This window comes from Euryhalocaulis sp. (genome assembly GCF_013911995.1).
Taxonomy (GTDB): domain Bacteria; phylum Pseudomonadota; class Alphaproteobacteria; order Caulobacterales; family Maricaulaceae; genus Euryhalocaulis; species Euryhalocaulis caribicus.
In genome coordinates this window covers 21279-41472 of record NZ_JACESD010000026.1, presented here as the reverse complement: position 1 = coordinate 41472, position 20194 = coordinate 21279, and the positions used below count along the sequence as shown (strand labels likewise).

19 protein-coding genes are annotated in these 20194 nt (G+C 64.9%); 5 read left to right on the top strand and 14 right to left on the bottom strand.

The annotated features are described in order from the left end of the window. The first annotated feature begins 261 nt into the window (after positions 1–261). Complete coding sequence (locus H2040_RS08565) at positions 262–822, top strand: response regulator (protein ID WP_022697543.1); 561 nt, start codon at positions 262–264, stop codon at positions 820–822. Here the strand turns inward: H2040_RS08565 and H2040_RS08560 are convergent. Together H2040_RS08560 and H2040_RS08555 are read right to left on the bottom strand one after the other, a co-directional pair. After that, positions 819–1670, bottom strand: coding sequence for a C40 family peptidase (locus tag H2040_RS08560; protein WP_287156796.1), 852 nt, complete (start codon positions 1668–1670; stop codon positions 819–821). The two genes, H2040_RS08565 and H2040_RS08560, sit on opposite strands and share 4 nt — an antisense overlap. Beyond that, entirely contained in the window at positions 1663–3042 is a 1380-nt protein-coding gene (locus tag H2040_RS08555) for a leucyl aminopeptidase family protein (protein ID WP_287156785.1), read from the bottom strand. Before H2040_RS08555 ends, H2040_RS08560 begins: the two co-directional genes overlap by 8 nt. A 139-nt stretch (positions 3043–3181) precedes the next feature. On the opposite strand from H2040_RS08555, the gene H2040_RS08550 reads away from it, so the two are divergent. Further along, on the top strand, positions 3182–3973 hold the full coding sequence (locus tag H2040_RS08550; RefSeq protein ID WP_287156783.1) for a tetratricopeptide repeat protein: 792 nt from the start codon (positions 3182–3184) through the stop codon (positions 3971–3973). Positions 3974–4887: 914 nt separating this feature from the next. Here the strand turns inward: H2040_RS08550 and H2040_RS08545 are convergent. The 11 genes from H2040_RS08545 to H2040_RS08495 form a co-directional block, all read right to left on the bottom strand. Then, a complete protein-coding gene (locus tag H2040_RS08545) occupies positions 4888–5868 on the bottom strand; it encodes a type II secretion system F family protein (protein ID WP_022699261.1) in 981 nt (326 codons plus the stop codon). Positions 5869–5877: 9 nt separating this feature from the next. Then, positions 5878–6873: a type II secretion system F family protein gene (locus H2040_RS08540; protein ID WP_022699260.1), complete on the bottom strand. Its 996-nt coding sequence runs from the start codon at positions 6871–6873 to the stop codon at positions 5878–5880. 6 nt (positions 6874–6879) lie between these two features. Beyond that, positions 6880–8430 (bottom strand): TadA family conjugal transfer-associated ATPase, encoded by a 1551-nt coding sequence (locus H2040_RS08535; RefSeq protein WP_287156777.1) that lies wholly within the window; start codon positions 8428–8430, stop codon positions 6880–6882. 1 nt (position 8431) lies between these two features. Then, positions 8432–9850, bottom strand: a complete 1419-nt coding sequence (locus tag H2040_RS08530; RefSeq protein ID WP_287156776.1) for an AAA family ATPase — start codon at positions 9848–9850, stop codon at positions 8432–8434. 9 nt (positions 9851–9859) lie between these two features. After that, positions 9860–10552, bottom strand: a complete 693-nt coding sequence (locus H2040_RS08525) for a CpaD family pilus assembly protein (RefSeq protein ID WP_287156775.1) — start codon at positions 10550–10552, stop codon at positions 9860–9862. A gap of 12 nt (positions 10553–10564) precedes the next feature. Then, the gene (locus H2040_RS08520) at positions 10565–12118 is read right to left on the bottom strand and encodes a type II and III secretion system protein family protein (protein WP_022699256.1); all 1554 of its coding nucleotides are present in this window, start codon (positions 12116–12118) and stop codon (positions 10565–10567) included. 3 nt (positions 12119–12121) lie between these two features. Then, positions 12122–12949, bottom strand: coding sequence for a Flp pilus assembly protein CpaB (cpaB, locus tag H2040_RS08515; protein WP_027068601.1), 828 nt, complete (start codon positions 12947–12949; stop codon positions 12122–12124). Positions 12950–13035: 86 nt separating this feature from the next. Next, positions 13036–13536: an A24 family peptidase gene (locus H2040_RS08510; protein WP_287156773.1), complete on the bottom strand. Its 501-nt coding sequence runs from the start codon at positions 13534–13536 to the stop codon at positions 13036–13038. Between the two features lie 136 nt (positions 13537–13672). Beyond that, the gene (locus H2040_RS08505; RefSeq protein ID WP_287156772.1) at positions 13673–15460 is read right to left on the bottom strand and encodes a hypothetical protein; all 1788 of its coding nucleotides are present in this window, start codon (positions 15458–15460) and stop codon (positions 13673–13675) included. A 101-nt stretch (positions 15461–15561) separates the two neighbouring features. Further along, positions 15562–15726 (bottom strand): Flp family type IVb pilin, encoded by a 165-nt coding sequence (locus H2040_RS08500; RefSeq protein WP_022699252.1) that lies wholly within the window; start codon positions 15724–15726, stop codon positions 15562–15564. Positions 15727–15879: 153 nt separating this feature from the next. Continuing rightward, positions 15880–16557 carry a cyclic nucleotide-binding domain-containing protein gene (locus H2040_RS08495; RefSeq protein ID WP_287156769.1) on the bottom strand — a complete coding sequence of 226 codons (678 nt, stop codon included), beginning with the start codon at positions 16555–16557 and terminating at the stop codon, positions 15880–15882. 188 nt (positions 16558–16745) lie between these two features. Here H2040_RS08495 and H2040_RS08490 point away from each other — a divergent pair, with 188 nt between their 5' ends. Then, complete coding sequence (locus H2040_RS08490) at positions 16746–17225, top strand: pilus assembly protein N-terminal domain-containing protein (protein WP_161624643.1); 480 nt, start codon at positions 16746–16748, stop codon at positions 17223–17225. An 80-nt stretch (positions 17226–17305) separates the two neighbouring features. On the opposite strand, the gene H2040_RS08485 is transcribed toward H2040_RS08490, so the two are convergent. Next, on the bottom strand, positions 17306–18904 hold the full coding sequence (locus tag H2040_RS08485; protein WP_287156766.1) for a TadE/TadG family type IV pilus assembly protein: 1599 nt from the start codon (positions 18902–18904) through the stop codon (positions 17306–17308). Between the two features lie 289 nt (positions 18905–19193). Between H2040_RS08485 and H2040_RS08480 the strand changes: the two genes are divergently transcribed. Together H2040_RS08480 and H2040_RS08475 are read left to right on the top strand one after the other, a co-directional pair. Beyond that, on the top strand, positions 19194–19670 hold the full coding sequence (locus H2040_RS08480; protein ID WP_287156763.1) for a TadE family protein: 477 nt from the start codon (positions 19194–19196) through the stop codon (positions 19668–19670). After that, entirely contained in the window at positions 19670–20191 is a 522-nt protein-coding gene (locus H2040_RS08475; protein ID WP_287156762.1) for a TadE/TadG family type IV pilus assembly protein, read from the top strand. Before H2040_RS08480 ends, H2040_RS08475 begins: the two co-directional genes overlap by 1 nt. Positions 20192–20194: the final 3 nt, after the last annotated feature.

The window sequence follows — 20194 nt, the reverse complement described above, 5'->3', positions numbered from 1 at the left end:
AAGCCGCGCTTTTCGGTAACCGTTCGGAAACGCGAAACGCATAAGATCACGGCCTTCGTCGAGAGGGCCGTGATTTTTTTTTGCGCGCGCGCGCCACTGCTCAGGGTTCTTTTCACGAAACCGCGTCGTACGGCGCGCCAACGGACAAGCGACGCCGCCCGGGTTTTGTCGTTTCGCTCTGACTGGCGGCCGGCCTTGAAACCCGTCCGCGCGAAACGCTAGCCGTGCGGCGTAGCACTATGAAATCTGGGCGGACAACCGATGGCCAACGCTTCGAAAGATCTAGACGAGAAGCTCGTTCAGAAGGGGCTGGAATCCGCCTCCGTGCTGCTCGCCGACGACAGCGCCTTCATGCTCGAACTGATGACCGCCATGCTGAAGGCCTTCGGCGTATCGCAAATCGACAAGGCGCCGGACGGCGAGCGCGCGCTGGCGATGATCAAGGAGTTCGATTTCGATCTGGTCATCGCCGACTGGCAGATGGAGCCGATGGACGGCCACGCCTTCCTCAAGACAATCCGCCACGACATGCGCGGCGCCGATCAGCGCATGCCGGTCGTCATGTGCACCGCCCACACCGACCGCAAGCGCGTCCTGATGCTGCGCGACGCGGGCGCCACGGAGATTCTCACCAAGCCGGTTTCCCCGGCCTCGGTCTATGACAAGGTGGTCAGCGCGCTGTTCAAGCCGCGCCCCTTCGTGGTCAGCGACACCTATGTCGGCCCCTGCCGCCGCCGCCGCCAGGCCCGAATCGACTTCACGGACCGCCGCCGCCGCAACCTGGCGGAGACCCCGAACCTCAAAGAGCGCCTGTTTCTCTAGACCCGCTTGATCCGGCCGAGCGGCGTTCCCTTGGCGCCGATGCGATCCACCGCCTCACGCAGGGGCTCAATCGCCGTCATCATGTGATGCGCGTTGGCGTGAATCAGACGTGTCTCGTCCAGCATGATCCCGACATGGCCCGGCCAGAACACCAGATCGCCGCGCTTCAGGCCTGACACGGCCTCATCGGTTTCCACGTCCCGGCCCAGCGCCGCTTCCTGCATGTCCGTATCGCGCGGCGCGGCCACGCCCGCGGCTTCCAGACTCATCTGCACCAGCCCCGAACAGTCCAGCCCCAGGCTCTCCTTGCCGCCCCAAAGATAGGGCGCGCCCAGGAATTGCTCGGCCACGGCGGCATGGTCGCTGACCGTCTCGTCCAGCGCCCCGGCATGCGCGGCAATAATCCAGCCCGCCTCCGCGTCGCGCACGAACCGGCCTTCTTCTTCCGCGATCGCGATTTTCGCATTCAGGCTCAACAACCTGTCGGGGCGCGACTTGATATCGGGGCGGGAGAACGCATAGGTCCGCAGGGCGGTAATCCGCCGGTCCGGCGCGGCCCCGGCCTCGCCCAGATGGCCGCTGCGGACATAGCCGACATAGGCATCGCCCGCCGCCTGCCCCCAGGCCCAGCCGTCCTTTTCCTCATAGACATCGAACCGTTCGCCGAACAGAAGCTGGTCATCCATCGCCGCCTCGCCGTCCGGCGCTTTCACGATGGGCGCGGCGGGGACCCGGCACGCCTTGCGCACAGGCTCCGCATAGCGCGCGGCCTCGACCTTTCCTTTCAGGGAGGCCGCCGCAAGATCAGCGCGGAATGGCGTGACGCGGGGGTCCAATTCTTCAGCCATAACGGGCCTTCAACATGCGATAGACCGCCCGCGGGCCCTGCGCCTCGCCGCCCGGCGGGCGGCCCGGACGGGCGTCGGGATTCCACGCATAAATATCGAAATGCATCCACGGCCCCTCGCCGGCAAACCGGCTGAGAAACAGCGCCGCGGTGATTGAGCCGGCAAACCCGCCGGAGGCGGAATTCACCATGTCCGCGATCGGGCTATCCAGCATCTCGAAATAGGGCTTGTGCAGCGGCATCCGCCATACCGGGTCGCGCATCTCGCCCGCCGCGCTTTCCAGCGCGTCCGACAGGTCCTGGAAATCGGTATAGTAAGGGGCCAGTTGCGGCCCCACCGCCACGCGCGCCGCGCCCGTCAGGGTGGCGAAATCAATGATCAGGTCCGGGTTTTCCTCCGCCGCCAGCGCCAGCGCGTCGCCCAGGACCAGCCGGCCTTCCGCGTCGGTATTATCCACCTCCACCGTCAGCCCCTTGCGGCTTGTCAGCACGTCGCCGGGGCGATAGGCGCCGCCGTCGATATTGTTCTCCACCGCCGGTATCAGCAGGCGCAACCGCACGTTCAGCCCGGCGTCCATGACCAGCCGCGCCGTGGCCAGCGCATTGGCCGACCCGCCCATATCCTTCTTCATCAGGCGGGAGGACGAGGCCGGCTTGATGTTCAGCCCGCCCGTGTCAAAGCAAACCCCCTTGCCCACCAGCGTCAGTTTCGGCGCGCTCTCATCGCCCCATTGCAAATCGATCAGGCGCGGCGCCTTGGCCTTCGCCGCCGCCCGTCCGACCGCATGGATCATCGGGAAATTCTCGGTCAGCAGATCGTCGCCAACGATGGTTGTCACCCCCGCGCCAAACTCCCTGCCCACGCGCTCCACTTCCGCCTGCAGGGCGTCCGGCCCCATATCCTCGGCCGGCGTGTTCACAAGGTCGCGCGCCAGGAAGGTCGATTTCTGCAGCCGCCGCACCTCGTCCAGGTCCGCGCCCTCCGGCGCAACCAGGCGCGGGTCTTTCCGCTCGCTCTTCTTGTAGCGGGTGAAGCGATAGGTCCCCAGCAGCCAGAAAAGCGCGATCTCGTCGGGCGTTACGCCGTCCACCGCGCCCTCGACGCGGTAATCTCCGGGCGGCAGCTCCGCCGCCGCGCCGCCAAACAGCCACGGATCGCCGCTGCTCCCCAGCCCCAGCGCCACGCGCTCCAGCGCGCCGTCCTGCGACGGGAACAGAAGGATCTCCCCCTCGCCCGCCTTGAACCCCGCGGCGCGGGCAAAGGCCGCCGCCGGGGCCGGTTGCGCGTTCAGCCAGTCTTCCAGACCGTCCTTGCGAACCGGATGGATGGGAACGGCATGGGCGGGCGCTTCGGTCAGGATGATGTCGGACAAGGGAATTGGCCTCTCGGATTGCTTGATAACCGCCATATAGGCGCCTGCGCGGACGCTTTCATTGTTAACGCATTCTTGAACCGGTTACAGCAAACTGCGCCCCGAACTCTGCAGATCGCACGACGAAAGGCGCGGTTTCATGCTTCGTATTTCGATCCTCGCTCTCAGCATGGCGCTGGCCGCCTGCGCCACCACCTCCGGCGACGAAAAAGCCTCGGCCATGCCGGAGACCGCAGCGGCGCAACAGGCCCCGGCGCCGGCCACGCCCGCCGCCCGCGCGGCGATGGAACAGCGCCCGCCGCTGGAGCGCGCCACCTTCTGGACCCGCGAATACGAACTCAATCCGGCCGACAAGCAGGCGGCGACGGAATTCTCCCGCGCCCTGCGCCAGATCGGCAATCCGGAAAAGGCCGCAAGCGTGGCCGAACAGGCTCTCGCCCTTTATCCCGGCCACGCCCCGCTGCTGCTGGCCTTCGGTTCGGCCCGGCTGGAAGAGGGCCGCGCCCCCGCCGCCATTGACCCCCTGAAACAGGCCGCCGCCGTCGCCCCCGGCGACTGGCGCCCGTGGTCGGTTCTGGGCATCGCCCATGACCTGATGGGCGATTATCCGGCCGCGCAGGACGCCTATCGCCGCGCACTGCAGCTCTCGCCCGAGAACCCGCGCATCCTCTCCAATTATGCGATGAGCTATACGCTCTCCGGCCAGCCGGCCGAGGCGGAGCGCCTCCTCCGCAAGGCCACCGCGCAGGAAAACCCGCCCGCCGAGGCGCGGCAGAATCTGGCGCTGGTCCTGGCTCTGCAAGGCAAGTTCGACGAGGCCCGCAACCTCTCCCTGATCGATGTGCCCGCCGGCACCGCCGCGGCGAATATCGACTATATCCGCTCCATGCTCACCCGCACCCGCAGCTGGGACGACATGCGCGGCGGGTAAACTCCGCCGCTTTTCCTCGGTAAACACCCGCGCTTCTGACCCCGCCTTCGAGACGCCCTTGCGGGCTCCTCAGGCTAAGGGCCGGAATAAAGTTTCTACTTTTTCAAACGCTTATATCACCCTTTCCCTGAGGAGCCGCGCCAAAGGCGCGGCGTCTCGAAGGGCCAGAAAAGCGGGCGCCCATCATTAAATATCAGACCGGGCGCCAACCTCCCCCATAATCCTCCCTGTTCGCCGTCACGAGGGGCCATGAGCTCAGGTCGCATGGGACGGATCGAACGCGGCGCTGGAGCCGGCGCGGACTTGACCCTCCGCTATTGGTCTCCAGCCTGTCGCCGGGAACTGCGGAGGAAAACGGCCGCAAACCCACCCGGTCAGGCAGGTCAAACGCCGCCCGGCGCGTGTTCGTGAGGTCGCGAACAAAAAAACACTACCCATAGGCCTGCGTCTTGCGACACGCGCCGTCCCCTCACCCTCCGGCTCGCCCGGAGGATCACCCGAACCTCCGATGGCAAGGCCATGCGGAGCTTTCGGTGTATGTCGCCTTCGCCCCGAGAGTCCCCGGAATTGGCGCAGCCAATATCCGGGGTCCAGAGACAGCGGAGACTGGGTCCCGGACATCCGCTCACGCGGATTCCGGGAGCTATTTGAAGAAGAAAAGAAGTCCCCTCGCCCCCGAGAGGGGGAGAGGGTTTTGAGCGCCCAATCTCTGATTGGCTGCGCGAAAGGGTGAGGGGGAGGCTCTCAGAACAAAGCGCCTGCCTCCAACGCCTCCCCTCATCCGGCCCTCCGGGCCACCTTCTCCCCTCCACAGGGGAGAAGGGACTTCAAATCAGCAGCGCGCTACGCCTCCCACACCCCTGACGCAAGGGCGGCGTTTTCGATGCAACTGTTTCGAGGCGGCGCGCCAGCTCTCACATCTGCTGGAAGCGGATGATGGCCGGGCCGAGGATGACGATGAACAGCACCGGCAGGAAGAACACGATCATCGGCACGGTCAGCTTGGCCGGAAGGGCCGCGGCCTTCTTCTCGGCTTCCGCCACCCGCATATCGCGGTTTTCCTTCGCCATCACGCGCAGGGCGCTGCCCAGCGGCGTGCCGTATTTCTCCGCCTGCACCAGCGCCGTCGCCACGGCCTTCACGCCGGGATGGTTGGTCCGGCGGGCCAGATTTTCGTAGGCCTTGCGGCGTTCCTGCAGATAGGCCAGCTCGGCGGTGGTCAGGTGCAGCTCCTCGGCCAGCTCCATGGACTGGCTGCCAACCTCGGAGGCCACCTTCTGGAACGCCGCCTCAATGGACATGCCCGCTTCGACGCAGATCAGCAGCAGGTCGAGGGCGTCCGGAAACGCGCCCATGATGGACTCGCGGCGCTTCTGGCCCAGATTGGTCAGCCACAACCCCGGCAGATAGAAGCCGATCCCCAGCGCCAGGATGGAGGCGCAGATGCGCAGCAGCGTCGTCAATTCGTGGCTGTTGACGAAGAACAGGTAAAACGCGGCCCCCGCGCAGAGGACAATCGGCAGAATGGCGCGCGCGAAATAGAAGGTCACGACCGGGGTTTGTCCGCGCAGCCCGGCCTGTTCCAGCTTGCCGTTCAGGCTCGGGTCTTCCAGCAGTTTCTGGAGCTGCAACCGGTCCACGATATCGCGCATCAGGCCTTTGGACTCGGCCTTCCGGATGCCGCCCTTGCGTTCCGCCTGCATCGCTTCGCGGCTCTTGCGGCGCAGTTGTTCGCGATGGGTGGAAACCGCCTTCAGGCGCCCGGCGAAACGGTCGCCCTGAAGCATCGGGCCGACAATCGTGAAAACGGTCGCGAACACCAGGATCGCGGCCAGACCGCTGATCAGGTTCGTAGGATCGGCGACGACATTGGCGAGGTCTGCGAGGAAATCCATGCCGTCTCCCTAGAACTTGAAGTTGATCATGCGCTTCATGATGAAAATGCCGATCCCCATCCAGGTCGCCCCGGCCAGCAGCATCATGTGTCCCATCCGCTCAGTGAACATCAGGCCCATATAATCGGGCGATGTCAGGTGAACGATCAGCATCACCAGCGGCGGCAGCGAACCGATGATCATGGCGGAGGCCTTGGCCTCGGACGACAGCGCCTTGATCTTCTCGCGCATCATTTTCCGCGCGCGCAGCACGACGGACAGATTGTTCAGCGTCTCGGCGAGGTTGCCGCCCGTCTTCTGCTGGATGACCAGCACGATGGAAAAGAAGTTCAGCTCCGGCAGCGGCATGCGCTCATACATGCGCGCCAGGCCTTCATCAATCGGCACGCCGACCGCGGAATTATCCACCAGACGCTTGAATTCGGAGCCCACCGGATCGGCCACTTCGGAGGCGATGATCTTCAGGCATTCGCCCAGCGGCAGGCCGGTCTTCACGCCGCGCACGATAATATCGATGGCGTTCACGAACTCGGCGCCGAACTTCTTCATGCGCCGCCCGCGCAAGAAGCCGATAACCCAGCGCGGCAGGCCCAGCGTCGCGACAAATGTCACCGCCCCGACGATCAGTAGCGGCCGGCCCTGCAGGAACAGCACCGCGGCCACCATCGCGCCAAAGCCCAGCGAGGCCAGATAGAATGTCGTGACGCTGATCCCCAGCCCTGCCTGCTCCAGCTTGGCCTTCATGGTCAGGCTGCGCTTGCGTTGTTTCTTCTGTTTTTCCTCCAGGTCCTTCAGCGTTTCCTGGACCTGCTTGCGCCGCTGCGCGGCCTGGTCCAGCGCGGAGACCTGACCCTTCTTGCGCACCACGCGGGACGTCACGTCGCCGGACACCGCCTTGACGCGCTTCTTCTGCATGCCGCCGCTATTCCCCGCGAACACCCAGCCCACTCCCGCGACCGAGAGAAAGGCCAGACCCGCGACCAGATAGAGCATCATGCCGTCCATGGCGCCTTAGCCCTCCGCCGCGTCGAGCGCCGCGGCGAGCTGTTGCTCCAGCCCGAAATAGCGCGCACGGTCCCAGAATTTCGGACGGGCAATGCCGGTCGAGCGGTGCTTGCCCTGGATATTGCCCTGAGCATCTTCGCCTTCGATTTCGTAGACGAACAGGTCCTGGGTGACGATGACGTCGCCCTCCATGCCCAGAACCTCGGTGACCTTGGTGATCTTCCGCGACCCGTCCCGCAGGCGGGCGGCCTGAATGACCACATCGATGGAGCCCACGATCATTTCCCGGATCGTCTTGGACGGCAGGTTGAACCCGCCCATCGTGATCATGGATTCCAGACGCGACAGCGCCTCGCGCGGAGAGTTGGCGTGAACCGTGCCCATCGAGCCGTCATGGCCGGTGTTCATGGCCTGCAACAGGTCGAAGGATTCCGGTCCCCGCACCTCGCCCACGATGATCCGCTCGGGACGCATCCGCAGGCAGTTCTTCACAAGATCGGTCATGGTGACCTGACCCTGCCCCTCGAGGTTGGCGGGGCGGGTTTCAAGGCGCACCACGTGTGGCTGCTGCAGCTGCAATTCGGCGGCGTCTTCGCAGGTCACGATGCGCTCGGCCGGGTCGATATAGCCGGTCATGCAGTTCAGCAGCGTCGTCTTGCCCGAGCCCGTGCCCCCGGAGATCAGCGTGTTACAGCGCGATGCGCCGATCACGCCCAGCACTTTCGCGCCCTCGGGCGAGACGGAGCCGAACTCGACAAGGTCCTTCATGCGGAGCTTGTCTTTCTTGAATTTCCGGATGGTCAGCGTCGGCCCGTCCAGCGACAGCGGCGGGGCGATGACGTTCACCCGCGATCCGTCGGCCAGACGCGCGTCGCAGATCGGCGAGCTTTCGTCGACCCGCCGGCCGACCTGGCTGACGATCCGCTGACAGATATTCATCAGCTGGCCGTTGTCGCGGAAGCGGATATTGGTCCGCTCCACCTTGCCGCCCGTCTCGATAAAGACGTGGTGCGCGCCATTGACCATGATGTCGGCGATATCGTCGCGCTCCAGCAGCGGCTCCAGCGGGCCGTAGCCGAGCACGTCATTGACGATGTCCTGCAGGAGTTGCTCCTGCTCGGCGATCGACATGACGACATTCTTGATCGAGATGATCTCGGTGACGATGTCGCGGATTTCCTCCGCCGCGGCGTCCCGGTCCAGCTGCGCCAGCGTGCCCAGATCGATGGTGTCGATCAGGGCGTTAAAGATCGTCGTCTTGATGGCGTAATATTCGTCCGAGCGCTCACCGATTTCGACGGGCTGGCGCTTGGGGCGCGGCTTGGGCGGTTCCGGCGCGATGGAGGCCCGGCGCGCGGCGGCCTTGCGTCCGCCCAGCTGCGCCGCAGGCGCCGGCGCGGCGGGTTTTCTGGGCGCAGGCGGGGCTTCCGGCGCGGGGGCCGCGGCCTTCGCCTCGGCCATCGCGTCAGCCAGCTCTTCCTTTTTTTCTTCCGGCGCGGCGGGACGCGGCGCTTCCGCCGCTGTTCCGCCCGTCGTCCCGGTCCGTTTGCCGAACATGTCAGCCCCGGCCTAGCAGCTTGGAAAACAGCGATTTCGAATTGGATTCGACATGCCGCCCGGTGATCACCCGCGCCAGGTGCAGCATGCCTTCGGCGGCCTTGGAGTCGCCGCGCATCTCGTTGACCATCTGGCCGTTATTGGCGGCCGCGCCGAAGATTGCCGGCTCATAGGGCAGCACCAGGCAGGGCTCCGCGCCCAGCGCCTCGCAGAAATCCTTCACCGGGATTTCCGGCCGCTTGGGCACGCCCACCTGGTTCAGCACAATTTTCGGCGGTCCGTCATTGGGGCGTTGCGCGCGCACCAGGTCGAACAGATTCTTGGCGTTGCGGAGCGAGGCCAGGTCCGGCGTCGCCGTCACCACGATCTCGTCCGCCGACAGCAGCGTGTTGCGGGTCCAGCGGTTCCAGCCATGCGGAATATCCAGCATGACATAGGGGACGGATCGGCGAACGGTGTCGATCACCTGCTCATAGGCCGCCGCATCCATTTCCCATTCGCGGTCCAGCGTGCCGGGCGCGGAGAACAGGGTCAGGCGGTCCGTACAGCGGGACAGAAGCCGCTCCAGCAGAACATCGTCCAGACGCTCCGGCTCGCGCAGCGCATCGGCGACGCCCTGCGTCGGGTCCTGATTGAAGTCGAGCCCCGCCGTGCCGAACGGCAGGTCCAGATCCACGATGGTGGCGTTCACATGCGCGTTCTCAGCGATGCACCAGCCGACATGGTGAGCGATGGTGGAGCTGCCCGCCCCGCCCTTCGCGCCCACAAAGGCCACGGTGCGGCCGGCGAACGGCGCTTCCGGATCGACATAGATGCCGGCGATGGAGGAGATCAGCTGAACCGGGCTGAGCGGCGGCACCAGATATTCGCTGACGCCCTTGCGCATCAGTTCGCGGTACAGGCTGATATCGTTCGCCGCGCCAATCACGATGACATTGGTTTCCGGGTCGCAGACCGAGGCCAGCTCATCCAGCTGGCTGTACAGGCCCTGCCCCTGCATGCCGGATTCGACGATGATCAGGTGCGGCGTGGACTTGTCGTGGAACGTCTCGATGGCGGTCGGAAGGCCGCCCATATTCACCGTCACCTGCGCCTTGGCCAGACGGCGGTCGCCGGCGGAGCGCTGGATCAGCTTGGCGGTCTCGGGCCGTTCGCAGAACGCCTGGATGGCGATGCGCGGCACTGGCTGGTCGGTGGGGGCGCCATTGTCGAAGCTGGACATGTCCGGCAGCACCGGATGCTCCGCCTCGCCCTGCAGGCCATCCTCGAAATCCCCGAAATCATCCAGATCCGCAGCGCCGCCCGCCCGGGCGTCGCCGTCCTCGGGCATGCCGGGATCGTACGGGTCGCGCTCATCCGATGCGTCGATATCGGCGGCTTCCAGAAGTTCGTCCGCGTCGTAGGAATATGCTTCGCTCATGGCCGGTCCCTATTCGACTGCGCTGCTGACTGTGCCGGTTTCGTTATCAGCGCGTTCGGCGCCGGTCGCCTCGCCCGCCCGGTAGGCTTCAAGCACGGCGGCGCGGCGGCCCGGATCCGGCGGCCCCATCGGCGGCGGCGGGCCGATCAAGTCGGACGGATCGGCCACCATGGCGGCGATATTGGCGTTCACCGCGCAACCGAAATTCGGGTGCGGTTCGTTCATCGCGGTCTTGGTCAGACTGGCCCAGTTGGTCCCGCATTCGGGAATTTTCGCCTCCAGCCGGGCGAACCGGATGGACATGGGCGCGCGGTTCTGGCCCGAAGCCTCATAGGGCTGGGCCTGAATATAGGCCGGATCGACGCCATAGGCGGGCGCCATGGCCCGCATCTCGGCCAGCGCCTCGGCGGCGGCCTTGGCGTTGTCGGAATTGCGCGGATAGGACACCACCATGGAGCCGCGGCCGGACTGGGCGTACATCGCCATCTGGCGCGCCACCATGGAACGGTCGGACGGGCTCATGCCCCCGGCATAGGAGGCCGGGGCGAAGTCATAGGCTTCGTCCACCTGAACCACTTGCGGGGCGTAACGGTCGGACGCGAAATCGAACTTCTGCTCGTGCACCGTGGTTTCACACGCGGCCAGACTCAGTCCGACAAGAGCGGGAACAATCAGTTTCATGCGGGAGACAGAGCGTTTCATCCTGATCTCCTCCTATTCCATTACGTAGCCGTAGGGACCGCGCCAGGCCTGACCCTCGACATCGGCGCCCGGCGCCTTGTAGACGCGGTTCAGCTGGCCCAGCAGGATCGTGTTGGCGTCCGGCGCGGTGCGATATCCATCAGCCGGGGTCTGCAGCCGGTCCGCGCTGGTCGGATTGACCAGGTACGGCGTCACGATCACCACCAGTTCGGTTTCCTGGGATTCATAGTCGCGGGAACGGAAAAGCTGCCCCAGCACCGGGATATCCTTGACGCCCGGCAGGCCTTCGAGGTTCTGCCGCGTCTCTTCCTGGATCAGCCCCGCCATCACCAGCGAACCGCCGCTGGGCAGTTCGACCGTGGTTTCCGCCCGGCGCACGTTCAGCGCCGGAATGGTCAGGCCGGGCACCACGAAGGTCTGGCCTTCGTCATTGGTCACGGTCGACCCTTGGAAGGTCAGCGCGCCCTGATTGGTCAGCTCCGACACTTCCGTAGAAATTTTCAGCGAGATGCGGTCCTCGGACACCACCAGCGGCGTAAAGCCGAGGCCAACGCCGAAGGGCTTGAATTCGATCAGGATATTGCCTTCGTCGTCACGCCCCACCGGCACCGGGAACTCCCCGCCCGCCAGAAAATTGGCGGCTTCGCCGGTGATCGCGGTCAGGTTCGGCTCGGCCAGCGTGCGGACAATGCCGACGCGTTCAAACGCATCAAGCTGCGCGCTGATGGAGCTTTGCAGGACGCCGTCGACAAAGTTTGTGGCGTTCAGCCCGGCAGCCAGCCCGCCCAGCGCGCGGCCGGCAATCGCGTAGCCATTATCCGTGCCGTAGGTCTGCTGATTGCGGAATCGGCCCGGCTGGATGACCTCCAGAATGGGATCGCCATTGGGCCCCAGTATCGGCGCGCCGGTATCGTCCATCGCCTGCGCGCGGACCGGGGGCACGAACTCCCCGAAATTCGTCGTGCTGTCGATATTCACGCCCAGCTGCTTGAGCACCGTGCGCTGCATCTCGACCACGCGGACCTTCAGCATCACCTGCTCGTTGCCGCTGATCGAGACCATGGAGAACACGCTCTCCGGCGTCTCGACCCAGCGCTGGGCCAGTTTCAGGGCCTGATCGGCGGTCGCGGCGGATTCCACCGCGCCGGTCAGGACAATCTGGTCGTCCACCGCTTCCGCGCGGACATTGCCGTTGCGGATATAGCGGTCCAGCATGGACTGGAGCTGGCTGACATCGGTCGCGACGCTGACTTCCAGGTCCAGGATCTCGTTGCCGTTGCCGTCGAAGAAGAAGACATTGGTTTTGCCCACCGTCATGCCCAGCAGGTAAACCTGCCGCGGCGTGCGGATGACGGCGTCGGCGATATTCGGATTGGCGACCAGCACATCGCGCGCATCGCGCGGCAGCTCCACCACCGCCGCCTTGTTCAGCGGCAGGTCGATGGAGTCGCTGAAAGCGCCGTCGCCCGGGCCGGTGATGCGCACGCGCATCGGCTCCTGAGCGGCGGCCACCCCGGCAAACAGTGAGGCCGCGACGAGGGCGGCGAGAATTCGGCGTACAAACATGTCCTAGTTCTCCTGCACCGACACCTGGCGGGTATTGCCGTAGCGGATCACCCGCACCGTCGGCGTAGACGCCACGCGGTTGAGGCTGTTCTCGTTGCGCATCGGGCCCGTGTAGGCGATATCGGCGACGCTGCGCAGCGACAGGGCGATGTCGCCCATCGCCTCGGCCAGCGTCAGGGTTTCGGCCTCGGCCGGCGCCAGTTCCAGCGTGGCGGTCGAACCGACCACCACCTGATCGTCGCCGACCTCCTTGAAGGTCTGGTCGATGGCCAGCACGCGCACATTCTGCAGAACCGTGCGGCTGACATGCTGCTCGCGCATGGAGCGGCCGTCATCGATCTGGGTTTGCTGGGTCAGGATCACGTCCACCCGGTCATTGGGCAGAATGAACCCGCCCGCGCCCGTTTCGGCGGAGATCGGCACGGCGATGGCGCGCATCCCCGGCTCCAGCACCGCGGCCATGAAGCCCGCCGCGCCCGGATTGACCATTTTCTTGCCGTTCAGCGGCTCGCCCTCGGCGACCTCGACGCGCACGATCGCGCCGACATAGTCTTCCTTGGCGTCCGGAAGCTGGCTCTGGGTCAGGAAGGAGCTGTGAATGGCGTCTTCCGGCCATTCGCGCCACGTCAGGTCGGCCTCGGTCACCCGGTGCCCGACTTCCATGTCGGCGGTGGAGACCAGGACGCGCGCGGTCTCGGCCTGCGGCGGCGGCGCGGCCGCCGGCTGCACAGGATCGTCGCCGCCTCCGCCCGACATGGCGCGGATCAGCACCACGGCGGCGATCGCCGACAGAGCGGCCAGCACAAGAACTGCAATACGAGCCGGCGCCATCTTTTACCCCTTACCCTCTTCAGGCCGCATGTCGGCCTTTACCCGTAAACAACAGAAATCCCTCAAGGCATGGTTAATTCCGGGTGTCATGCCGCCACCCCCGCCGCAAAAATTTCGCTGCCCGGAAACACGGTCAGCGCCCCCAGAGCCAGCGCGACGCCATAGGGAATTGCCGCATCCTGCTGGAACAGCTCGTTCGGCCATGCGCCGATCAGCCGGGGCGGCGCATATTTGCGCGCCATCAGCAGAAGCACCGTGAACAGGCCGCCAAACAGGGCGGTCACCAGCACGAAAGCCACCACGCCCGGCCAGCCGAACCACAGGGCCGCCGCGGCGAACAGCTTGGCGTCGCCGCCGCCCAGCCAGCCCAGCGCAAACATCGCCATGCCAATGAAAAGCGCGCCAAAACCGACCGCCAGATGCAGGCCGATCGCGGCCCAGCCCAGCCCGGCAAGCGGCGCGGCGACCAGGAAAACCCCGGCCAGCGCCAGCGGCATCCAGTTGGGAATGGTGTAGGAGATCGCATCGCGAACCCCCGCCGCCGCCATCAGCAGCGGAAACACCAGAACCGGTAGAAAAGACAGCATCGGCCCGCCCGAAACAGGTTTGATAAATCCTTATCCCGATTGTCCAACAGTGCAGGTTAAGATCGGATGACTAATGGCCCCGCATCCGAAGCAGTTTGTTAGATTTTGATAAGACGTTGTCGCCGCGCGGTCCGGATCAGTCTTGCAGGCGGTAAACGCGCAGGGGGCCGTCCGCCCCTCCCGCCGGCCTGACCCCCGGCGGCGTCTCGCCATTTTCCAGCCGCGGCATCAGCCCTTCAGGATAGCGCCGCCCGATCTTTCCGGATTCGCTGGCGCCGGGACAGGTCACGATATAATCGACCTCCAGCATCCGCGCGCGCTCCAGCGCCTCCGCCGGCTCCGAAGCCAGAATGGCGTAGGCGGCGATGGAGCCATCCAGATTGGTGGAATAGGGGGCGGCCAGAACGCTGTGCGGCGTATGGGTCAGCAGGAACGGGCCCAGATTGATGGGCGCCGCGATGCGGCCGGGCGGCAATTCCGCCAGATCGCTCATTGCCTCTGGCGCGACACAGGCATCATGGGCCGCCTGTTCGTCCGCCTCTCTTGTTCTTTCACTGTCAGACGCGGGCAAAACGCCGGGAAGCAGAATATAGGTCATCCCGTTCAGGGCGATGACCGCCGCCACGAGCGGAGCGTAAGCGGCGCCTTTTTGCCGCCGCGCATGGCTCAATAGATGGGTCAGGTATCCGGCCGCCGGCGGAACCGCCAGCATTTGAGAGAACATCGCGCCGCGGTTCTGGAACACGGAAATCAGGAACGCGACGCCAAGGAAAATCGCGCAGGCCATGACCTGCGGGCGCAGATCCGGCCGCGCGCGCGCCAGCAGCCCGGCCGCAACCAGCCCGGCCAGCGGGAAACCGTAAGTGATAAACAGCAGGCCATAGTCGCGCCGCGCCATCTCCGCCGCGTTCAGGGTCTCGCGGATGCCGCCCAGCCACAGCCGGGCCAGATCCCTTTCGTAACCGTCGGCGGTCAGATTGCGCCCCTCCGGCGACCAGGCCATGGCGGGACAATGCGGATAAAGCGCCAGGAAAGCCGCCAGCGCCGCCGCGCCAATCGCCGCCCCCGCGGCCAGCCGCAAGCGCCAGTCGCCAAGCCGAGGGAAAACAAAGGCGCACGCCGCGCAGCCCGCGCCCAGCAGAATCCCCGCGCTTAGATAAACATTGGAAAACGCCACGCAGGACTGCGCATGACCGGCCAGCCACAAACCGCTTTGCAGATAGAGCAGCCCCAGCGCGCCCGACAGCGTCAGGCCGTATAGCGCCAGCGTATCGCGCGAACGCCGCCCGCCATCCAGCGCGGATAGCGCCAGGATCAGCGCCGCCGCCGCCGCATAGGGAACCCCCTCCACCCCGATCGCGATGGCCACCGCGCCGGACAGCCCCGGAAGAATGGCCCAGCGCGCGCGCCGATACGCGCCCAGAACCCCGAACAGGGAAACCGCCGCCAGGACAATCTGGATATTGTGATGATCGATGCGGCCCGGATCGAACTGGTGAACGCTGCGATAGGCGGTGATCAGCAGGATCGCGGCGATCACCGGGGCGGCGCGACCCAGCCGGAACTCCGCGGCCGAGAAAGAAACCGCCAGGAAAAGAACCAGCAGCAGGATCAGCGGCCACAGCGTCACCGCCACCCCCTGCCCGCCCAGCGGCCCCAGAAACGGCGTGAACAGGAAGGTCAGCATCGCCAGCGGCAGATCCGGCAGGCGCGACCAGTGAAAAACCAGGCCATCCACGCCCAGCCGCGGCTGGGTCAGGTCCCACCATGCGCGGCCGCCCAGCCATTCCCGCAGCTGCAGCAGCCGCATCTGGTCGTCCGGCCCCGGAAGGTTGAATTGCATCGCCTTGCCCGCGCGGGCCAGCAGCAATGAAGCCGAAGCGGCCAGCCAGACGAAGATCACAGAGAGAAAGGTCAGGCGCATGACCGCAAGGCGTTACGCGGTCATCGTCTAAAATCTGCTTAACAAGCAAAAGGGCCGCCCCTTTCGGAGCGGCCCTTTCGTCAAACAATCCGGCTAAAGGATTAGCCCATGTTGTTCGCGACGCTGTTGAACGTCGTGCCGGCGTTCGTACCAACGAGGCTGACGGCCCCGATGATGGTGACCGCGATCAGAGCGGCGATGAGGCCGTACTCGATGGCGGTGGCGCCGGATTCGTCATTGGCGAACTTCGAGAAAAATTTCGTCATTTGGTCTCTCCCATGTGCAGCTAGCGACACTGTTAGGTCCAGGAGCTTTTTCCATTCATAGCCCCCCTGAACTGTCAGTCACTTTACGCAAGCCAGATTATTTCTGAGTTAAATTCGATAGTTAGCGGGCAATTAAAGTGATGCTTAAAATTTTCAGGTAACCGCTAAACGTCTTAGTGACTCATAGTCGAGGATCTCCAGACCGGGGAAATCACGCCGCGCCACGCCGGTGGAGATCAGGTGCGCCACGGCGTTGGCCGCGTCCTCTTCGCTCATGCCCGCGCCGGACGCCAGTTCGCGGTGACGGGGCATCTTGGCGATCTTCCAGAAACCGTCCGCGCCGTTCGGCTGGGCCAGCATGGCCAGCTGGCCATAAAGCTTGCGCGCCGGACTTTCGTCATCGCCGCGCTCCTCGCGGATCAGGCGGCTGGCGAACCAGGCGGCCAGCGGCGCGGCCAGCGACCGGCCGCGCGCGGCCTCGTCCGCGATCGCGGACGCCGGGATCACCGCAAAAATGGATTCATAGAGCGCCGCGCCCGCGTATGCGGGAACGCTGCGCCGGGCGACGGCCTCTTCGAGAAAGCGCATCTCGCCGCCGGGAACATCCTGAAAACGGGCCCCGCCGATCAGCCGGACCATGCCGCTGACACAGGCCAGAACCGCGTTGGCCGGCAGTTCGAACGCCTGCCCCGGCGCCACCTGGCGCCATTCGGCCGCCTGCGCCAGACGCTGGAGCGGGGCCTCGGCGGCTTCCGCAAACGGCCCGAAGGCGCGCAGCGATCCGGCGCGGTCCGCCATCGGGTCCGCTATGTTTTCCTGGGTTTGGCTCATCGTGACGCCCTCTCGATACCCGTTCGTGAGCGGCGATTAGACACGCAATCCCTTTCAGCCCGCTTAAAGGGATGCTTAAGAACGTGAACGATTTTCAGTCCGATTTAGGGTTTCCTTCACGCATGGCGCGTTATGCCTGCGCCCAAAGCAGACGTGCGGTAAAAGGACTGAAAGTCATGCGCGGGCATATGAAAACCCTCTTCACGGCCGGCCTCGCCGGCGCGGCGCTGTGCGCCGCCGCGGCCACCGCGGCCCAAGCGGCCGAGGTCCGGGTCGAAATCGACCAGGCCAAGCCGGTGCGTCTGGCCAATTCGGCCGCGACGTTGGTGATCGGCAATCCGCTGATTGCCGACGCGGTGATCCATGACGACGGATTGCTGTTCGTTTTCGGCAAGACCTACGGCCAGACGAACCTGATCGCCCTCAACGAATACGGCGAGACGATCTATTCCACCAATATCATGGTCACGCATGTCGACGACCAGGGCGCGGGCTCCGCGGTCTCGGTTCATCGCGGCCCGGTGCGCTACACCTATAGCTGCGCCGGACGGTGCGAAGACCAACCGACCATCGGCGACGACGACACCTGGTATCAGGCCCGCGTCTCGCAGCAGCAGGCCAAGGTTAGCGGCGGCGCGACCCAGGCCCAGGGCGGCGGCGAGAACTGATCCGCGCCGGCGGCTCCATCACTTGAAAAAGGGCGGCCCCGGGAGGCCGCCCTTTTTCTTTGCCTTCAATCGCGACCGGCCTAATGCGCGATGCGCAATTCGGTCAGCTGCTTGGCGATCGTCTGGAAATGCTCTTCCAGCTCCCCGTTGGAGGTGGAGTCGAAATAATATTCCGGATAGGTCGCGCAGGACCGGAACACGTCTTTCAGGTCGCCCGAGCTGAGACGGAACGTGATCGTGTAGATGGTGATCCCCTCCGCCTTGATATTCTCGCAAAGCGTGGACATGCGGTCATTGATCCGCCCCTTCGCGGTGTTCCGGTTATTGGTCCCCAGCCGCATCTCGGACAGATAGCCATATCCGGAATAGTTGGACTTGTTGTGGCTGTCCCAGCCGCCATGAATCTGGTTTTCGCCGTCCGTCATCAGGACCAGCGCCTTCTTTACATCCGGGTCGTCATAATCGCCGCCCTGGGTAAACGGCGCGGACGGCGACAAGGCCCGCCAGCTCCAGGACAGACCGATCGCGCCGTTCGTGCCGGACCCGTTCCAGGGCTGCATCGCCGAGATCTCGCCCAGAATGGCTTCCTTGTTATTGGTCAGCGGCAGCAGCGGACGCGCGCACGACATGTTCGGGCCATTGGTGTTGGACGGCCATTCATCGAAACTTGGCACGTCCAGCGAGCCATAGAAGGCGTCGACATATTTCTGAAGATTGCGCTGTTGCTCGGCCGGCGTGCTGCCATAATCGGAATCATCGCCCAGATAATTGTTGTGGTAATCGCCGCCGTTGGACGGTTCGTCCGGCCAGAAATAGGGCACGAACAGCGTGTCCGGATTGGCGGAATTGGGGGAATGGTCCGTGACGTCGAACGGCGCCGCCCGCGCTTCCACGCACCCTTTCCAGGATTGTCCCAGCGCCCCGAACAGCGCGCCGTGGGGCATCCGGTCGCCATTGCTCAGATTATAGGTATGCCCGTCGAAGCTGACGCGCGCGGGGCCGGCCGACCAGGTATCGAAATTCTCGCCGTGATGCTCCGCCCTCGCGTCCCAGTCGATCCAGCCTGAGGAATAGCCGGCGCTTTTCACATTGACGGTCGTCACATATGGCACCACCGAAATGCGCACCAGCGGGTGCTCGTCCTCGTCCCCCATCAGGATATTGACCAGGTCGGACGAAGCGTTGCGCAGCGCGCCGATCTTGCCGCCGCCGCTCATCGAACCGGTATTGTCCAGCGCCAGCGCGACTTCCAGCCGTTTCGTCTCGCGCACGATGTCCGCCTCCACGCCCAGCGGGATGCGATAGACATTGATCAGGTCCAGGATCATCGGAACCGAGGCGGCGTCGAGGTCCACATGGATGGTCTCGTCGGTCAGCGTCAGCTGCAGATTCTCGACCTGCGCATATTCGCCCGCCGTCAGATTGGCCTTCAGGAAATCATCGGCGATCCCGGTCAGCTCCTCCTCGTCATCGGACCCGCTCACCCCCGCCGCCAGACCGGCGGCGTCGACCGCGTGAACCAGCTTCTGCCGCAAGGCGTGCGCGCGGCCCAGATCCACCGCGATACCGATGAGTATGGCCATGGGAATGGCGGCCAGCGCGAACAGCACCAGCACCTGGCCGCGCTGGTCTTTTCCCGCGCGGCGAACGAAACGGGTCATCGGAAACAGGCGGCTCATGATTCTTGCGGCTCCCCCGGCAAACCAGTCGGCGCGCCGGCAGCGGCGGGCCACCGCCAAATCTGTCAGGAAGTTTCCAATAAAAATTCAAAGACTTGCGCGACGTTCTCTCTTTTCCGGCAAGGTCTGTTTAACCCTGACCTTTAAAGCGTAATTAAGCGGGATCGGGTTAGGTTGCGCCCCTCTTCGGCCAAGGGTGGGTGGTGAAGCCATGACGCGGCGCGCGTCTCTTCGACAAGCCTTCGACAAAGCAATCCGGGCGGCCCGCGACACGCGCGGGGCGACCGCCGTGGAATTCGCCATCGTGGCGGGCCCCTTCTTCCTGCTGCTGTTTGCGATTATCGAGGTCGCCATCGTCTTCTTCGTCTCCGTGACGCTGGAAAACGCCGTGGCCGAGGCTGCGCGCGACATCCGGACGGGGGAGGTTCAGAATGGCGGCGGCCAGGCGCAGTTCGAGGATACGGTCTGCAGCCTCATCCAGCCGCTGATGGAGTGCGGGGCGAACATTTCCTTCGATGTCCGCACGTTCGAGGATTTCGCCACCGCCGGCGACCTCTCCGACCCCATCGGGGATGATGACGAGCTGGACGATTCCCAGTTCGGTTTCGATCCGGGCGAGGAGCGCGAGATCGTGCTGGTGCGGGTTTATTATCAATGGACGATTTTCACGCCCATGCTGGGCCGCTCGCTGGCCAATCTCAGCGGCAACAAGCGCCTGATCGCGGCCTCGGCGGCGTTCCGCAACGAACCCTTCGGTGATTCCTGATGCTGCGCCGCTTCCTCATGGACGAAGACGGGGTGTCGGCGCTGGAATTTGCGCTGATCGCTCCGGTTTTCATCATCCTGTTTTTCGGGACGGTGGAGGTTTCCAACCTGCTTTCAGTCAACCGCAAGGTCACCCGCGTGGCCAGCACCGTCGCCGACCTGGTGGCGCAGGACTCGCTGGTGAACAAGGACGAGCTGGACGGTATTTTCGACGCCTCCGAAGCCATCGCCACGCCTTTCGACACGGACAGCCTGACCATCGTGGTTTCCAGCGTCTACAAGGATTTCGACGACGATGTCGAGGTCGAGTGGTGCTACGCCCGCAACGGATCGGGCGATGACGACGTCAATGTCCCCGATGACCTGCTGGAACAGAATTCCAGCGTCATCCTGGCGGAAGTCAGCTATGATTATCAGGCGGCCTTCTCGGTGATCCTGAACGCGAGCTACCAGCTCAGCGACGAATTCTATCTGCGCCCGCGCCGCTCGGTCCGCGTGAATTGCGAAGATTGCGACTGCTAGAGC

What these genes read in the sequence shown, in the direction of transcription:
- H2040_RS08540 (WP_022699260.1), bottom strand. Translation starts at nt 6,873, where the DNA reads ATGGACGGCATGATGCTCTATCTGGTCGCGGGTCTGGCCTTTCTCTCG.
- H2040_RS08485 (WP_287156766.1), bottom strand. Translation starts at nt 18,904, where the DNA reads ATGAGCCGCCTGTTTCCGATGACCCGTTTCGTTCGCCGCGCGGGAAAA.
- H2040_RS08520 (WP_022699256.1), bottom strand. Translation starts at nt 12,118, where the DNA reads ATGTTTGTACGCCGAATTCTCGCCGCCCTCGTCGCGGCCTCACTGTTT.
- H2040_RS08550 (WP_287156783.1), top strand. Translation starts at nt 3,182, where the DNA reads ATGCTTCGTATTTCGATCCTCGCTCTCAGCATGGCGCTGGCCGCCTGC.
- H2040_RS08475 (WP_287156762.1), top strand. Translation starts at nt 19,670, where the DNA reads ATGCTGCGCCGCTTCCTCATGGACGAAGACGGGGTGTCGGCGCTGGAA.
- H2040_RS08510 (WP_287156773.1), bottom strand. Translation starts at nt 13,536, where the DNA reads ATGCTGTCTTTTCTACCGGTTCTGGTGTTTCCGCTGCTGATGGCGGCG.
- H2040_RS08500 (WP_022699252.1), bottom strand. Translation starts at nt 15,726, where the DNA reads ATGACGAAATTTTTCTCGAAGTTCGCCAATGACGAATCCGGCGCCACC.
- H2040_RS08505 (WP_287156772.1), bottom strand. Translation starts at nt 15,460, where the DNA reads ATGCGCCTGACCTTTCTCTCTGTGATCTTCGTCTGGCTGGCCGCTTCG.
- H2040_RS08490 (WP_161624643.1), top strand. Translation starts at nt 16,746, where the DNA reads ATGAAAACCCTCTTCACGGCCGGCCTCGCCGGCGCGGCGCTGTGCGCC.
- cpaB (WP_027068601.1), bottom strand. Translation starts at nt 12,949, where the DNA reads ATGGCGCCGGCTCGTATTGCAGTTCTTGTGCTGGCCGCTCTGTCGGCG.
- H2040_RS08525 (WP_287156775.1), bottom strand. Translation starts at nt 10,552, where the DNA reads ATGAAACGCTCTGTCTCCCGCATGAAACTGATTGTTCCCGCTCTTGTC.
- H2040_RS08495 (WP_287156769.1), bottom strand. Translation starts at nt 16,557, where the DNA reads ATGAGCCAAACCCAGGAAAACATAGCGGACCCGATGGCGGACCGCGCC.
- H2040_RS08535 (WP_287156777.1), bottom strand. Translation starts at nt 8,430, where the DNA reads ATGTTCGGCAAACGGACCGGGACGACGGGCGGAACAGCGGCGGAAGCG.
- H2040_RS08545 (WP_022699261.1), bottom strand. Translation starts at nt 5,868, where the DNA reads ATGGATTTCCTCGCAGACCTCGCCAATGTCGTCGCCGATCCTACGAAC.
- H2040_RS08530 (WP_287156776.1), bottom strand. Translation starts at nt 9,850, where the DNA reads ATGAGCGAAGCATATTCCTACGACGCGGACGAACTTCTGGAAGCCGCC.
- H2040_RS08560 (WP_287156796.1), bottom strand. Translation starts at nt 1,670, where the DNA reads ATGGCTGAAGAATTGGACCCCCGCGTCACGCCATTCCGCGCTGATCTT.
- H2040_RS08565 (WP_022697543.1), top strand. Translation starts at nt 262, where the DNA reads ATGGCCAACGCTTCGAAAGATCTAGACGAGAAGCTCGTTCAGAAGGGG.